We start from the raw sequence: 13541 nt of genomic DNA, 5'->3' as shown, positions 1-13541 counted from the left end.
AGGCGCTATCAGGAGATACTAGATAGCTCCGGGCTCTTCAATCCGTCCTGGCTGCGCATCGATCAAAAAGATTGCGCCCCACTTCCTGCACCTGAGGGGGTTGACTCGTCTACCCTGGCATGCCTTGCACGCGGTTTTGCAGCGATTCGTTGCTTCAGCGTCCTGACAGGGTCAGTGCGGAAGGTTGACCCGGACGACATCCGAGTTGAAGTGTCGCCGCCCACGGCCATCGAACGCCTTCCGCAACGGATCGCGGAGCTCGGCGATGACGCACTGATTGCTGCTCCGGATCTCAGCGCGGCTGTGGTTACCGATTCCTTGGGCTACGTTCTGGTAGCCGGAACGGAGCAGTTCATGGCCAGTGTTGTGCCGAATGTGGAATGGGCCAGAGAAGACTTCGAACACTATGCTGGCCACAGCCTCAAAAAATCACCCCGTAAACTACTCGAAGTAGCACTTCGGTACGCCCCCCGCAGGAGGTCCTGGAGAACACTCAGCGAGATTCCGGCAGGTAGCGCCACCAGTGAAAATATCAGACTGCTGGAGATCGTCTCTCAGGGGGATATCGAAAGAGAGTACTTCGCTCGCCAGTGGTTCGAGACAAGCAGGCGAGCACTGAGAGAGAAAGACAGCCCAAGCCGAGCTATGCAACACCTGCTGGATCTGGTATCCCAGGAGCTCGAAAACCGATATCCCATCGAGTCCACTTTGCAGGAGGAGGCAGGGATGCCTGGAGAAGAACTGAAGAACTTCGCTCGATATATCCTGACCGAACTTCATAAGCTATAAGTATGTTCTCCCGCAGCCCTGGCTGGCGCTGGAACGAAGAGACGATTCGGCGCACTTCCTTATTGAAAGAGATCTGATATCGCAGTAGACGCATCCTGGATCTCTGCCAGTCGATATTACACAAGCTCTGGAGGAAGTAAGTGAGCAAAGCAGCACCGGATGATCGGTACCGGCAGATCTTAGATGACCGCGGAATCTTCAACCCCGCCTGGCTGTGCATTGACGGGAAAGAAGGCGCGCCGCTCCCTGCGCCCAACGGGGTGGACTCATATATCCAGCGGCGCATCCGGAGCGGATTTGAAAGCATTGATTGCTCACACGTCGTGACGGGAAAGGTGGGCACGTCCGGCCCGGAGGGGGTCCGTGTGGACATGTCGCCGCCCATGGAGCTGGCACGACTACCCGAACGGCTCGAAACACTCGGCGGTGACGCTCTCATCACCGCTCCAGACCTGAGCGCGGCCGTGGTCATCAGCTCCCTGGGGTACATGCTGGCGGCCGGATCCAAAGATTTCATGCGGGCCACCGTCATAGGAGTGGACTGGGCTCGTGAAAGGTTCGAATACTACGCTAGCTACCACCGGGAGCATCCCGTTGAACTACTGGCGCTGTCGCGGCAGTACGCTCCCCGCAAGAGGTCCTGGCGAACAGTCAGCGAAGTCGCTCCAGGCAGCGCCGCCAGCGAACAGCTACAACTCATGGAGGATCTGCTGCGCGGGCGTATCGATGGGTCGCACTTCGCTCGCCAGTGGTTCCGGGTGCGAAGCCAAGGGCTCAAAGAAGGGGAAATGTTAAGAATTGCCTTTGAGCACCTGCTGAACCAGGTCTTCTACGAGCTCGACGACCGGTATGCCATCGACCCCTCCACCCGAGAAGAGGGCGACATGACCGAAGAAGAACTAAAGGAATTCGTGCAGCACATCCATACAGAGATTCATAAACTGTGAGCAGACGCGCCTCACGGCGCCGCCGACCCAGTGCAGGAAGTACCTTTCCCTCTTGGCCGCCGCAGGCCCACTAGACGAGAGCGCCTGTGGTAATCACCTCTCGACACTGCAACTGCTGTGCGCCAGCGCCACAACAAGCGCATGGCCGGAGGGCCATGCCAGGGACCGGGTGACCGCGGCCGTGGCGGGCGCTGGCCACCCGGCCGGGCGGCGGGACGGCTGTGGGCTGTCAGAAGAACCTGCGCAGATAGGGCCAGGACTCGGGGCCGGGAAGGCCGTCCTCGGCAACGCTGCCCGCGCCGAAGGTCCGGTTGACCCACCGCTGGAACTCGCGCATCGCGTTCTGGGAGTTGCGGCCGAAGATGCCGTCGACGGTGCCCGGATTCATCCCCGCGTGCCCGAGGTCGCGGCTGGCGCGGACGAGGGAGCACTGGGCCTCGATGCCCGCTGCCGACACCCCGGAGGTGGAGGGGATGACCGTCATGCCGTCGTAGTACCCGTAGTACCAGCGCCCGTTGGTGAACTCGCCGCTGCACCGGTAGGAGGAGGCGCTGACGTCGCCGGGCGCGGTGGCGGCCGAGGCCGGGAAGCGTGCCAGAGATGGCGAGCGCGGCCGCCGCCACGGCGAGGCCCTTGCGCGTTTTCCTGCCCGTGCTCGTGCGTGCGGTCATGAGCGAACCCCCTTGGGTCGTGTGCTGCTGCGGACGGATGCCCGCACGGACGGCACAAGGGGGTGGTGCCCGTCCCCCCGTTGTCCGCGGGCACCTGACCGCAGAGCATGCCCGCGTTCTTCCGTGCCGTCACCCGGGTTTTGCGGCGGGCGCAAAGGCGTCGGGCACGGTCACAGCGGCGCGCCGCCCGTGGCGTTGACGATCTCGGCGGTGATGAAGGACGCCCCGGGCGAAGCGAGGAAAACGTAGGCGGGGGCCATCTCGGCGGGCTGGGCCGGGCGGCCGAAGGCCGTGTTGGCGCCGAACTTCGAGGTGTCCGGCATCGTGGCCGGGATCAGCGGCGTCCACACCGGGCCGGGCGCGACGGCGTTGACGCGGATGCCGCGCTCGGCGACCTGGGCGGCCAGGCCCTGGGTGAAGGTGGCGATGGCGCCCTTGGTCATGGCGTAGTCCAGCAGATGCGGGCGGGGCTGGAAGCCTTGCACGGACGTGGTGTTGATGATGCTGCCGCCTTCGGGGATATGGGGCAGCGTCATGCGGCACAGCCAGAACATGCCGTACAGGTTGGTGCGGATGACCCGGTCCAGCTGCTCGGTGGTGATCGCCTCGATGCCCTGGGGCTGGGACATCTGGAAGGCGGCGTTGTTCACCAGCACGTCGACCCGCCCGAACTCGGCGATGGCGTGGTCCGTCAGCCGCTGGCACTCCGTCTCCTCGCGCACGTCGCAGGCCACGGCGACGGCACGGCGGCCCGCGTCGCGCACCAGGCGGGCGGTCTCCTCGGCGTCGGACTCCTCCTCCGGCAGGTACGTGAACAGCACGTCGGCGCCTTCGCGGGCGAAAGCGAGGGCGACGGCGCGGCCGATGCCGGAGTCGCCGCCGGTGATGACGGTCCGCCGGTCGCGGAGCCTGCCGCAGCCGGTGTAGGAGTCCTCGCCGTGGTCGGGGCGCGGCGACATCTCCCCGGTGCCGCCGGGGGTGGGCTGCGACTGGGAGGGGAACTCCGGTCGCGGGTGCGGCTGCTGGGGGCGGTCGGACATGAGGGCTTCCTCTCAGCGGGGCAGTTGCGGGAGGACCTTGGTGCGGTACAGGTCGAAAAAGCCGCGCATGTCCTCGCCGATCTGGTTGACGTAGACGTAGTCGAAGCCCGCCTCGGCGCACGCCGTCAGGGCCCGGACGTGTTCGTCGGGGTCGGCGCCGAGGGCGAACGGGCCGCTGCGGACGTGGTCTTCGGTGATGAGCTGGGTGGCCTGGGCGAAGTGCGCCGGTTCCGGGAGCTGGGCGGCGAGCTCGCCGGGGAGCAGCATGGTGGGCCAGCGGTGGTGGACGGTGCGCACCGCGCGGTCGCGGTCGGTGTCGTAGCAGACCTTGGTGCCGCAGGAGGTGCGCCGTGCGCCGCCGCCGTGGTCGCGGTAGCGGCGCAGCAGGCCGCCTTCGGGGCCCATGGTGACGAAGCCGTCGCCGATGCGGGCGGCGACGTCCGCTGAGGCGGGCCCGTAGGCGGAGACGTCGATGGGCACGGGCTCGTCGGGGACGGTGTACAGGCGGGCGTTCTCGACGGTGTAGTAGCGGCCGCGGTGGCTGACGCGTTCGCCGGTCAGCAGGCGGCGGATGATGCCGACGGCTTCTTCCAGCATCTCCAGCCGCACGGCGGCGCGCGGCCAGGCGGTGCCGAGGATGTGCTCGTTGAGCGCCTCGCCGGAGCCGACGCCGAGCCGGAAGCGGCCCTCGTGCAGCACGCCGCTGGTCGCCGCGGCCTGGGCCAGCACGGCGGGGTGGATCCGCACCGTGGGGCAGGTCACGGCGGTCTGCACCGGCAGTGAACTGGCCTGGGCCAGCGCGCCGATGGTGGTCCACACGAACGGGCTGTGGCCCTGGGTGTCGAGCCACGGGTGGTAGTGGTCGGAGATCCACAGCGCCTCGAAGCCGGCCTGTTCAGCCATGCGGGCCTGTTCGGCGAGGGCGCGCGGGCCGTGGTCCTCGCTGGCGAGGAAGTAGCCGTATCGGGTCATGCCGGGGTGTCCCTCCGTGCGCGGTGCGGCGGTGCGTCACAAGGCGTGCGGGTTACGGCCGTTGCCCGATGCCGGTGGCGAACTCGCTGAGGCGGCCGTGCCGCAGCCGGGCGGCCAGCGGCGGGGTGTCCATGCCGGTGCCCTCGCGCAGCCCGTGCACCAGGTCGCGCAGGGCGCGTTCGGCGCTGAACGCGGGCCGCCAGCCGAGTTCGGCGGCGGCGCGGGAGCAGTCCATGACGGGCAGCCGCATCAGGGCGTCGAACAGCTCGGGCTGCGCCGGGGCGAGGTGGGCGCCGTAGGCGGCGGCTAGGGCGGTGCGCAGCAGCGGGCGCGGCACGCGGACGGGCCGGGCGTCGAACAGGCGCCCCAGGAGCGCGGCGTCGACGACGGGGTCGGCCGCGATGTTGAACGCGCCGGTGACCGGGGCGTGCAGGGCGCGGCGGTACGCCTCGGCGGCGTCGGAGGCGCGGATCACCTGGACGCGCAGGCCGGGCACGTCGGGCACGACGGGGCTGCGCTCAGGCCGCACCAGGGGGCCGAAGACGAGCGGGCCGAGGAAGAGGCGGCGCTGGGCGGAGGCGGCCTCGCGGGAGAAGATGAAGCCGGGCCGCAGCCGCACCACGCGCGTGCCGGGGTGGCGCGGCTCGAAGGCGTCCAGCAGGCGTTCGACGTACGCCTTTTCGCGGGTGTAGGACGCTTCGGGCCAGCCGTGGGTGGGCCAGTTCTCGGTGACGGCGCGGTCCTGCGGGCCCGGGGAGTAGGCGCCGACGGACGAGGCGTACAGCAGGGCGGGCACCTGGGCCTCGGCGACGGCGCGCAGCACGCGGGTGGTGCCGAGGACGTTGGTGCGCCAGGTCATGACCGGGTCGCGGGCGGGCTGGATCATCCAGGCGAGGTGGACGACGGCGTCGGCGTCGCGGAAGTACCGGGTGAGGGTGGCGGTGGCGTCGCCGTCACGCAGGTCGACGGGGGCCCATGTGGTCTTGGCGATGGTCCAGTGGGGGACGCGGCGTGCCAGGCCGAGCACGGAGGCGACCTCGGGGTCGAGGGCCAGCGCGCGTACCAGGGCGCTGCCGACGTTGCCGGTGGCGCCGGTGATGACGACGCGTTTGCCGCTGGCGGTCGCGCCGGGTCCGGTGGGCGGGTCGGGCTCGGGGGAGTTCGGCGTGGGCATCGGCACCCTCCCGGTCGGCGGCGGCTGGGCTTGCCAGGTACCCGGGCGGCCGGGGCCGAAACGGCGCCACGGACCGTAGGCAATTGCTTCGTTTATGCGTTTTGTGCCGTTTGGCCGGGGTACTTGGGTGCCGTTGTGCGTGAGCCGACCGACGAAGGGAGACCCCGATGCGTTTCCGGCACGCCGTCGTGACGGGGGGAGCCGGGTTTCTCGGCTCGCATGTGTGCGCGGCCCTGCTCGATGAGGGCACGGCCGTGACCTGCGTGGACGACCTGAGCACGGGGCGGAGCGGGAACGTGGCCCACCTGCGGGACCGGCCGGGCTTCACGATGCTGCGGGCGGATGTGAGCGAGCCGTTCGAGCCGGGGCGGCCCGCGGATCTGGTGCTGCACCTGGCCTCGCCCGCCTCCCCCGCCGACTACCTGCGGATGCCGCTGCACACGCTGGACACCGGCAGCCTCGGCACGCGGAACGCGCTGGCGCTGGCGCGGCGCGACGGCGCGCGGTTCCTGCTGGCGTCCACCTCGGAGGTCTACGGTGACCCGCTCCAGCATCCGCAGCCGGAGACGTACTGGGGGAACGTGAACCCGGTCGGCCCGCGCAGCGTGTACGACGAGGCGAAACGCTTCGCCGAGGCGCTGACCACGGCGGAGGCGGCCGTCCACGGCACCGACACCGGCATCGTGCGGCTGTTCAACACCTACGGCCCGCGGATGCGCGGCTACGACGGCCGGGCGGTGCCGACGTTCATCCGCCAGGCGCTGGCGGGCGAGCCGCTGACGGTGACGGGCGACGGGCGGCAGACCCGGTCGCTGACGTACGTCGAGGACACGGTGCGCGGGATCCTCGCGATGGCGGGCTCGGAGCTGCGCGGGCCGGTGAACCTCGGGAACCCGGTGGAGATCACGATGCTCGACCTGGCGCACACCGTGCTGCGGCTGACGGGCTCGCGCTCGCCGGTGCGGATGGTGGAGCGGCCCACGGACGATCCGCACGTGCGCTGCCCGGACATCACGCTGGCGCGCGGCAAGCTCCAGTGGGAGCCGCGGGTCCCGGCCGAGGAGGGGCTCGCCGCGACGGTGGCCTGGTTCCGCGAGACCGGGGGCTGATCCGCCCCGGGTGTCTCCCTTCCTCTGTCCTTCCTCTCTCTCCTTATCTCTCCTTATCTCTCCTCTTTCCGCTCCCCGCTCAGTGACCTTCCGTTCTCCGATCCCGAATCCCGGTCTGCCCGCTGGAGGCCCCATGCGTGTCCTTGGTATCAACGCCCTGTTCCACGATCCGGCGGCGGCGCTCGTCATCGACGGCCGCACCGTCGCCGCCGCCGAGGAGGAACGGTTCAGCCGCCGCAAGCACGGCAAGCGGCCGGTGCCGTTCGCCGCCTGGGAGCTGCCGGAGCGGGCGGCGGCCTGGTGCCTGGGCCAGGCGGGGCTGCGGCCGGAGGACCTGGACGCTGTCACCTACTCCTACGACCCGTCGCTGGCCCGGCAGGCCCGGGAGATGGGGCTGCACGACCCGTGGGACCACCTGCGGCAGACCTACGCCTGGGAGGCGCCGCGGTTCCTGGCGAGCGCGCTGCCCGGGCTCGACCCCGGCATCGTCCGGTTCGTGCCGCACCACATGGCGCACGCCGCGTCCGCCGCCTTCGCCGCGCCGGACGCCGAGCGCGCCTCGGTGCTGGTGCTGGACGGCCGGGGCGAGGCGACGTCGCACCTGGCGGCGCGGCGCGGCGGGCAGGAGCTCGAGCCGCTGGCCGGGCAGGAGCTGCCGCAGTCGCTGGGCCTGGTGTACGAGGAGCTGACCGAGCACCTGGGGTTCCTGCGCTCCAGCGACGAGTACAAGGTGATGGCGCTGGCGTCGTACGGCACGCCGCGGTTCCTGCCGGAGCTGCGGCGCTACGTCTACCCGACCGGTGACGGCGGCTTCCACGCCTCCGGGGTGCCGTGGGCGCAGCTGTGCGAGCCGCGCCGCCCCGGCCAGGCGTGGGGGCAGCGCCACGCGGACCTGGCGGCGAGCGCGCAGGCGGTGCTGGAGGAGGTGCTGCTGGACCTGGTGCGGTGGCTGCACGGCCGCACGCACGACCGGGTGCTGACGATGGCGGGCGGCGTGGCGCTCAACTGCGTGGCCAACTCCCGGATCGCGCGCGAGGGCCCGTTCGACCGGGTGTGGGTGCAGCCCGCCTCGGGCGACGCGGGCACGGCGCTGGGCGGGGCGATGCTGCACGCGGCCGAGCAGGATCCGGCGCCCGCGCTGCCGCCGCCCGGCACGGACCTGGGGCGCGGCTGGTCGGACGCGGAGCTGGAGGCGTGGCTGAAGACGGCGGCGGTGCCGTTCGAGCGGCCGCCCGACGTGGCGGAGGCGGTGGCGGAGGCGCTGGCGGGCAACGCGGTGGTCGCGTGGTTCCAGGGCCGCGCCGAGTACGGGCCGCGCGCGCTGGGGCACCGGTCGCTGCTGGCGCACCCGGGCCGGTCGGGGAACCTGGAGCGGCTGAACGACATCAAGGGGCGCGAGCAGTTCCGCCCGGTGGCGCCGATGGTGCTGGCGGAGCGGGCGGCGGAGATCTTCGACGGGCCGCTGCCGAGCCCGTACATGCTGTTCGTGCACGACGTGCGGCCGCAGTGGCGGGAGCGGATACCGGCCGTGGTGCACGTGGACGGCACGGCGCGGATCCAGACGGTCGACGCGGCGGCGGAGCCGCTGGTGGCGCGGATGCTGGCGCGGTTCGAGCAGCTGACGGGCCTGCCGGTGGTGGTCAACACCAGCCTGAACACGGCGGGCCGGCCGATGGTGGACGATCCCCGGGACGCGCTGGAGTGCTTCGGCTCGGCGCCCGTGGACGTGCTGGCGATGGGCCCGTTCCTGGTGCGGCGGCAGGAGTTCCTGCCGGGCGGCGGCGGGGGACGGGAGGCGGGCCGATGAGCGCGCCGGTGCCCTACGCCGTGGTGATCCCGACGCTGGGGCGGCCGAGCCTGTCGCGGCTGCTGGAGGCGCTGGCGGCGGGGTCGGGGCCGCGGCCCCGGCGGATTGTGATCGTGGACGACCGGCCGCCGCGTGACCCCTCGCCGCTGGTGGTGTGGGTGCCCGACGAGCTGGCGGACCTGGTGGAGGTGGTGCCGGGGCGGGGCGCGGGCCCGGCCGCCGCCCGGAACACGGGGTGGCGGCGGGCGCCGGAGCCGTGGATCGCGTTCCTCGACGACGACGTGGTGCCGGGCCCGGCGTGGGCGGCGGCGCTGTCGGCGGACCTGGCGCTGGCGGACGACGGCACGGGCGGCATCCAGGGCCGGATCATGGTGCCGTTGCCGGAGGACCGGCGGCCGACGGACTGGGAGCGGACCACGGCGGGGCTGGCGACGGCCCGGTGGATTACGGCCGACATGGCGTACCGGCGCGCGGCACTGGAGGCGGTCGGCGGCTTCGACGAGCGGTTCCCGCGGGCATTCCGGGAGGACGCCGACCTGGCGCTGCGGGTGAGCGCGGCCGGGTGGACGCTCGCGATGGGTGAGCGGCGCACGACGCATCCGGTGCGCCCGGCGGATGACTGGGTGTCGGTGCGCGGCCAGGCGGGGAACGCCGACGACGTGCTGATGGCGCGGCTGCACGGCCGCCGCTGGTGGCGGCGGGCGCAGGCGCCGCGGGGGCGGCTGCCCGGCCACCTGGCGGTGACGGCGGCGGCCGTGGCGGCGCTGGGCGCGGCGGCGGCGCACCGGCCGCGGCTGGCGGCGGGGTGCGCGGCGGCGTGGGCGGCGGGGACGGCGGAGTTCGCGCTGGCGCGGATCTGGCCGGGCCCGCGCACGGCGGATGAGGTGCGCCGGATGGTGCTCAGCAGCGTGGCGATCCCGCCGGTGGCGACGGCGTACTGGCTGGCCGGGCAGGTCGTGCACCGGGGGGTGGAGCGGGTCGGGACGGGCTGCGATGCGGACCCGGCCGGTGCGGAACTGTCCCCTCCGGATCCGTTTGATCCGGCCATATCGGGCAACTAACTCGTATATGACTTATCGCACTATGTCATTGACTGGTCCGCGGCGGGGCGCCCGCCGGGCGGACGGGCCGTGGATCTTCCCCGCCACCGGCCCGTCCGTCCGCCGGGCGGGCCCGCCGCCGCCGGCTCCGGCGCCCGCGGCCGTGCTCTTCGACCGCGACGGGACGCTCGTGCACGACGTGCCGTACAACGGCGACCCGGCCCGGGTGCGGCCCGTCCCCCGCGCCGCCGCCGCGCTGCGGCTGCTGCGGGCCCGCGGCGTGGCCACCGGCGTCGTCAGCAACCAGTCGGGCGTGGCGCGCGGCCTGCTGACCCGCGCGGACGTCGACGCGGTGCGGCGGCGCGCCGAGGAGCTCCTCGGCGGCTTCGGCGTGTGGGCGGTCTGCCCGCACGCCGAGGACGACGGCTGCGCCTGCCGCAAGCCCGCCCCCGGGCTGGTGCTGGCGGCCTGCGCGCGGCTGGGCGTGCCGCCGCACCGCACCGTCGTGATCGGCGACATCGCCGCCGACCAGGCCGCCGCCCGCGCCGCCGGGGCGCGCGGGGTGCTGGTGCCCGCGCCCGCCACCCGCGCCGGCGAGATACGCGCCGCCCGCACCGCCGGCCGGTGGGCCCCCGACCTGCTGGCGGCGGTGCGCGGCGTGCTCGACGGCACGCTGGGCGGCTCCGGCGGAGGTGACCCGGCATGACCCGTTCCCCGCGCACCCTCGTCGTCCGGCTGGACAGCGCCGGTGACGTGCTGCTGGCCGGGCCCGCGATCCGGGCGGTCGCCGCCGGGTCCTCGCACGTCACGCTGCTGTGCGGCCCGCGCGGCGAGGCCGCGGCCCGGCTGCTGCCCGGCGTCGACGACATCGCCGTCTACGACGCGCCGTGGGTGAGCCTGTCGCCGCCGGCGCTGCGGCGCGAGTCCGTCAACGAGCTGGTCGACCGCCTGGCCGCCGGGCGGTACGACCGGGCCCTGATCTTCGCCTCGCACCACCAGAGCCCGCTGCCCGCCGCGCTGCTGCTGAAGATGGCGGGCGTGCCGTGGGTGGCGGCCGACAGCGAGCACTACCCCGGCTCGCTGCTCCAGCTGCGCCACCGCCGCGCGCCCTACCGGCACGAGGCCGCCGCCGCGCTGGAGCTGGCCGAGGCGGCCGGGTACACGCTGCCGCCCGGCGACGGCGGCGCGCTGCGCGTGCGGTCCTGCCCGGACGCCACCGCGCTCACCGGCCCGGAGCCGTACCTGGTGGTGCACCCGGGCGCGGCCGTGCCCGCCCGCACCTGGACGCCCGCGCGGGCGGCGGCCGCGGTGGCGGCCCTGGCCCGGGCCGGGCACCGCGTGGTGGTGACCGGCGGACCCGGCGAGGAGGCCCTCACCGCCCGGGTCGCCGGGGAGCACGCGCTGGACCTCGGCGGCCGGACCGGCATGGCCGAGCTGGCCGGGGTGCTGGCCGGCGCCCGCGTCGTGATCGCGGGCAACACCGGCCCCGCCCACCTGGCGGCGGCCGTGCGCACGCCCGTCATCAGCCTGTTCGCGCCCGTGGTCAGCGCCGACCGCTGGCTGCCGTACCGCGTGCCGCACCTGCGGCTCGGCCGCCAGGACACGCCGTGCGCCGGGACGCGCGCCCGGATGTGCCCGGTGGCGGGCCATCCCTGCCTGGACTCCATCACCGACGAGGAGGTGCTGTCGGCCGTCGCCGCGCTCACCGCGCCGGGGCGGCTGCGCGGCACCGCCAGCCGGAAGGCGCCCGCATGAACATCCTGATCTGGCACGTGCACGGCTCGTGGACCACCGCGTTCGTCCAGGGGCCCCACACCTACCTGATCCCGGTGCTGCCCGGCCGCGGCCCCGACGGCCTGGGCCGGGCCCGCACCTGGGACTGGCCCGCCAGCGCCCGCGAGGTGACGCCCGCGCAGCTGCGGGAGGAGCACGTGGACGTCGTGGTGCTCCAGCGCCCGCACGAGGCCCGGCTGGCCGAGCGCTGGCTCGGCGGGCGCCGCCCCGGGCGGGACGTGCCCGCCGTGTACCTCGAGCACAACGCGCCGGACGGGCCGGTGCCGCACGCCCGGCACCCGGCCGCCGACCGCGACGACCTGCTGCTGGTGCACGTCACGCACTTCAACCGGCTGTTCTGGGACAGCGGCACCACCCCCACCGCCGTCGTCGAGCACGGCGTCGTGGACCCCGGCCACCGCTACACCGGGGAGCTGGAACGCGCCGCCGTCGTCGTCAACGAGCCGCTGCGGCGCGGCCGCACCACCGGCACCGACCTGCTGCCCGGCCTGGCGCTGGCCGCCCCGCTGGACGTCTTCGGCATGGGCACCGGCGGCCTGGCCGCGCACCTCGGGCTGCCCCCGGACCGCTGCCGCGCCGTGGACCTGCCGCAGCACGAGCTGCACCAGGCCATGGCCCGGCGCCGCCTGTACCTGCACCCGGTGCGCTGGACCTCGCTGGGCCTGTCCCTGATCGAGGCCATGCACCTGGGCATGCCCGTCGTCGCCCTGGCCACCACCGAGGCCGTCGAGGCCGTGCCCCGCGAGGCCGGGACGCTGTCCACGCGGCCGGAGCGGCTCGCCCGCGCCGCCGCCGCGTTCCTGCGGGACCCCGACGCGGCGTTCGAGGCGGGCCTGGCGGCGCGGCAGGCCGCGCTCGAACGCTACGGCCTCAAGCGCTTCCTCGCCGACTGGGACCTGCTGCTGGAGGAGGTAATCCGCCGATGACGCCGATGAGCAGGACCGCCCACCGGCCGCGGCACGGGCTCGCCATCGCGCTGGTGTCCGAGCACGCCAGCCCGCTGGCCGCGCTCGGCGGCGAGGACGCCGGCGGGCAGAACGTGCACGTGGCGCAGCTCGCCGGGGCGCTGGCCGACCGCGGCCACGCCGTGACCGTCTACACCCGGCGCGACTCCCCCGAGCCGCCCGACACGGTGCGGCTGCGCGACGGCGTCGCCGTGCGGCACGTGCCCGCCGGGCCGCCCGCGCCCGTGCCCAAGGACCGGCTGCTGCCGTACATGCCGCGGTTCGGCGCCTGGCTGGCCCGCGAGTGGGCCGCCGACCCGCCGGATGTGGCGCACTCCCACTTCTGGATGTCGGGCCTGGCCACGCTCCAGGCGGCGGCGCCGCTGGGCATTCCGGTCGCGCACACCTTCCACGCCCTGGGCACCGTCAAGCGCCGCCACCAGGGCGCGGCGGACACCAGCCCGCCCGAACGCATCGCCTGCGAGCGGCGGGTGGCGCTGTCGTGCGACCGGATCGTGGCCACCTGCCGCGACGAGGTCGCCGAGCTGGCGGCCATGGGGCTGCCGGTCCACCGCGTCAGCGTCGTGCCGTGCGGCGTCGACACCGGCCGCTTCACGCCCGTCGGCCCGGCCGAGCCGCGCGGGCCGCACCCGCACCGGCTGGTGCAGCTGGGCCGGCTGGTGCCGCGCAAGGGCGCCGAGGTGTCCATCGCCGCGCTGGCCCGGCTGCCGGGCGCCGAACTGGTCATCGCGGGCGGGCCGCGCTCCGGGCCGCCGGCCGCCGACCCGGAGATCCGGCGGCTGCGGGAGGCGGCGCGGCGCCACGGCGTGGCCGACCGGGTCACCTTCCGGGGCGGCGTGCCGCGGGTGGAGGTGCCGCCGCTGCTGCGCTCGGCCGACCTGGTGCTGTGCCCGGCGGACTACGAGCCGTTCGGCATCGTGCCGCTGGAGGCCATGGCCTGCGGCGTGCCGGTGGTCGCCAGCGCCGTGGGCGGGCAGCGCGACACCGTCGCCGACCCGGTCACCGGGCGCCTGGTGCCGCCGCGCGACCCGGAGGCGCTGGCGCGCGCCGCGGCCGCGCTGCTCGCCGACCCGGCCGGGCGCGCCGCGCGCGGCGAGGCGGGGCGGCGGCGGGTGCTGGCCCGCTACCGCTGGGCGAACGTCGCGGCCGCCACCGAGGACGTCTACCGCGCCCTGGCCGCGCGGCGGCCCGCGCCCGTCAGCGGCACCGCCTGAGCCGCCGGCCGGCGGAGAC

The 13541-nt window shown here is 73.9% G+C and carries 13 protein-coding genes; 9 read left to right on the top strand and 4 right to left on the bottom strand.

Annotation, left to right across the window (positions count from 1 at the left end; translation table 11 throughout):
• Nucleotides 1-174 precede the first annotated feature (174 nt).
• Both JK356_RS00675 and JK356_RS00670 read left to right on the top strand, forming a co-directional pair.
• Nucleotides 175-789: a hypothetical protein gene (locus JK356_RS00675; protein WP_201865459.1), complete on the top strand. Its 615-nt coding sequence runs from the start codon at nucleotides 175-177 to the stop codon at nucleotides 787-789.
• Between the two features lie 140 nt (nucleotides 790-929).
• The gene (locus JK356_RS00670) at nucleotides 930-1736 is read left to right on the top strand and encodes a hypothetical protein (protein WP_201865458.1); all 807 of its coding nucleotides are present in this window, start codon (nucleotides 930-932) and stop codon (nucleotides 1734-1736) included.
• 229 nt (nucleotides 1737-1965) lie between these two features.
• Here JK356_RS00670 and JK356_RS00665 read toward each other — a convergent pair whose 3' ends face one another.
• The 4 genes from JK356_RS00665 to JK356_RS00650 all read right to left on the bottom strand — a co-directional run bounded on the left by JK356_RS00665 (nucleotide 1966) and on the right by JK356_RS00650 (nucleotide 5593).
• Nucleotides 1966-2220 carry a peptidoglycan-binding protein gene (locus JK356_RS00665; protein WP_201865457.1) on the bottom strand — a complete coding sequence of 85 codons (255 nt, stop codon included), beginning with the start codon at nucleotides 2218-2220 and terminating at the stop codon, nucleotides 1966-1968.
• Nucleotides 2221-2577: 357 nt separating this feature from the next.
• Nucleotides 2578-3447: an SDR family oxidoreductase gene (locus JK356_RS00660; protein ID WP_201865456.1), complete on the bottom strand. Its 870-nt coding sequence runs from the start codon at nucleotides 3445-3447 to the stop codon at nucleotides 2578-2580.
• A gap of 12 nt (nucleotides 3448-3459) precedes the next feature.
• On the bottom strand, nucleotides 3460-4419 hold the full coding sequence (locus JK356_RS00655; protein WP_201865455.1) for a TIGR03557 family F420-dependent LLM class oxidoreductase: 960 nt from the start codon (nucleotides 4417-4419) through the stop codon (nucleotides 3460-3462).
• Between the two features lie 52 nt (nucleotides 4420-4471).
• The gene (locus JK356_RS00650; protein WP_201865454.1) at nucleotides 4472-5593 is read right to left on the bottom strand and encodes an NAD-dependent epimerase/dehydratase family protein; all 1122 of its coding nucleotides are present in this window, start codon (nucleotides 5591-5593) and stop codon (nucleotides 4472-4474) included.
• Between the two features lie 167 nt (nucleotides 5594-5760).
• Here JK356_RS00650 and JK356_RS00645 point away from each other — a divergent pair, with 167 nt between their 5' ends.
• The 7 genes from JK356_RS00645 (at nucleotide 5761) to JK356_RS00615 (ending at nucleotide 13522) form a co-directional block, all read left to right on the top strand.
• A complete protein-coding gene (locus JK356_RS00645; RefSeq protein ID WP_201865453.1) occupies nucleotides 5761-6702 on the top strand; it encodes an NAD-dependent epimerase/dehydratase family protein in 942 nt (313 codons plus the stop codon).
• 133 nt (nucleotides 6703-6835) lie between these two features.
• Entirely contained in the window at nucleotides 6836-8509 is a 1674-nt protein-coding gene (locus tag JK356_RS00640; protein WP_201865452.1) for a carbamoyltransferase C-terminal domain-containing protein, read from the top strand.
• Entirely contained in the window at nucleotides 8506-9570 is a 1065-nt protein-coding gene (locus JK356_RS00635) for a glycosyltransferase family 2 protein (RefSeq protein ID WP_201865451.1), read from the top strand. The genes JK356_RS00640 and JK356_RS00635 overlap by 4 nt, the downstream gene beginning before the upstream one ends.
• Nucleotides 9571-9592: 22 nt before the next feature.
• The gene (locus JK356_RS00630) at nucleotides 9593-10255 is read left to right on the top strand and encodes an HAD-IIIA family hydrolase (RefSeq protein ID WP_236670533.1); all 663 of its coding nucleotides are present in this window, start codon (nucleotides 9593-9595) and stop codon (nucleotides 10253-10255) included.
• A complete protein-coding gene (locus tag JK356_RS00625) occupies nucleotides 10252-11304 on the top strand; it encodes a glycosyltransferase family 9 protein (protein WP_201865449.1) in 1053 nt (350 codons plus the stop codon). The genes JK356_RS00630 and JK356_RS00625 overlap by 4 nt, the downstream gene beginning before the upstream one ends.
• A complete protein-coding gene (locus JK356_RS00620; protein ID WP_201865448.1) occupies nucleotides 11301-12269 on the top strand; it encodes a glycosyltransferase in 969 nt (322 codons plus the stop codon). The genes JK356_RS00625 and JK356_RS00620 overlap by 4 nt, the downstream gene beginning before the upstream one ends.
• Nucleotides 12266-13522, top strand: a complete 1257-nt coding sequence (locus tag JK356_RS00615; protein WP_374100576.1) for a glycosyltransferase — start codon at nucleotides 12266-12268, stop codon at nucleotides 13520-13522. Before JK356_RS00620 ends, JK356_RS00615 begins: the two co-directional genes overlap by 4 nt.
• Nucleotides 13523-13541 lie beyond the last annotated feature (19 nt).

Source organism: Streptomyces sp. 7-21 (assembly GCF_016741785.1).
Taxonomy (GTDB): domain Bacteria; phylum Actinomycetota; class Actinomycetes; order Streptomycetales; family Streptomycetaceae; genus Streptomyces.
The sequence above is the reverse complement of the archived record's forward strand: the minus strand, read 5'-3'. Positions and strand labels throughout refer to the sequence as shown.

Excerpts from the sequence above, each read along its gene's own strand:
- JK356_RS00625 (WP_201865449.1), top strand. The coding sequence starts at position 10,252 with ATGACCCGTTCCCCGCGCACCCTCGTCGTCCGGCTGGACAGCGCCGGT.
- JK356_RS00620 (WP_201865448.1), top strand. The coding sequence starts at position 11,301 with ATGAACATCCTGATCTGGCACGTGCACGGCTCGTGGACCACCGCGTTC.
- JK356_RS00640 (WP_201865452.1), top strand. The coding sequence starts at position 6,836 with ATGCGTGTCCTTGGTATCAACGCCCTGTTCCACGATCCGGCGGCGGCG.
- JK356_RS00615 (WP_374100576.1), top strand. The coding sequence starts at position 12,266 with ATGACGCCGATGAGCAGGACCGCCCACCGGCCGCGGCACGGGCTCGCC.
- JK356_RS00630 (WP_236670533.1), top strand. The coding sequence starts at position 9,593 with ATGTCATTGACTGGTCCGCGGCGGGGCGCCCGCCGGGCGGACGGGCCG.
- JK356_RS00665 (WP_201865457.1), bottom strand. The coding sequence starts at position 2,220 with ATGACGGTCATCCCCTCCACCTCCGGGGTGTCGGCAGCGGGCATCGAG.
- JK356_RS00635 (WP_201865451.1), top strand. The coding sequence starts at position 8,506 with ATGAGCGCGCCGGTGCCCTACGCCGTGGTGATCCCGACGCTGGGGCGG.
- JK356_RS00655 (WP_201865455.1), bottom strand. The coding sequence starts at position 4,419 with ATGACCCGATACGGCTACTTCCTCGCCAGCGAGGACCACGGCCCGCGC.
- JK356_RS00650 (WP_201865454.1), bottom strand. The coding sequence starts at position 5,593 with ATGCCCACGCCGAACTCCCCCGAGCCCGACCCGCCCACCGGACCCGGC.
- JK356_RS00645 (WP_201865453.1), top strand. The coding sequence starts at position 5,761 with ATGCGTTTCCGGCACGCCGTCGTGACGGGGGGAGCCGGGTTTCTCGGC.
- JK356_RS00660 (WP_201865456.1), bottom strand. The coding sequence starts at position 3,447 with ATGTCCGACCGCCCCCAGCAGCCGCACCCGCGACCGGAGTTCCCCTCC.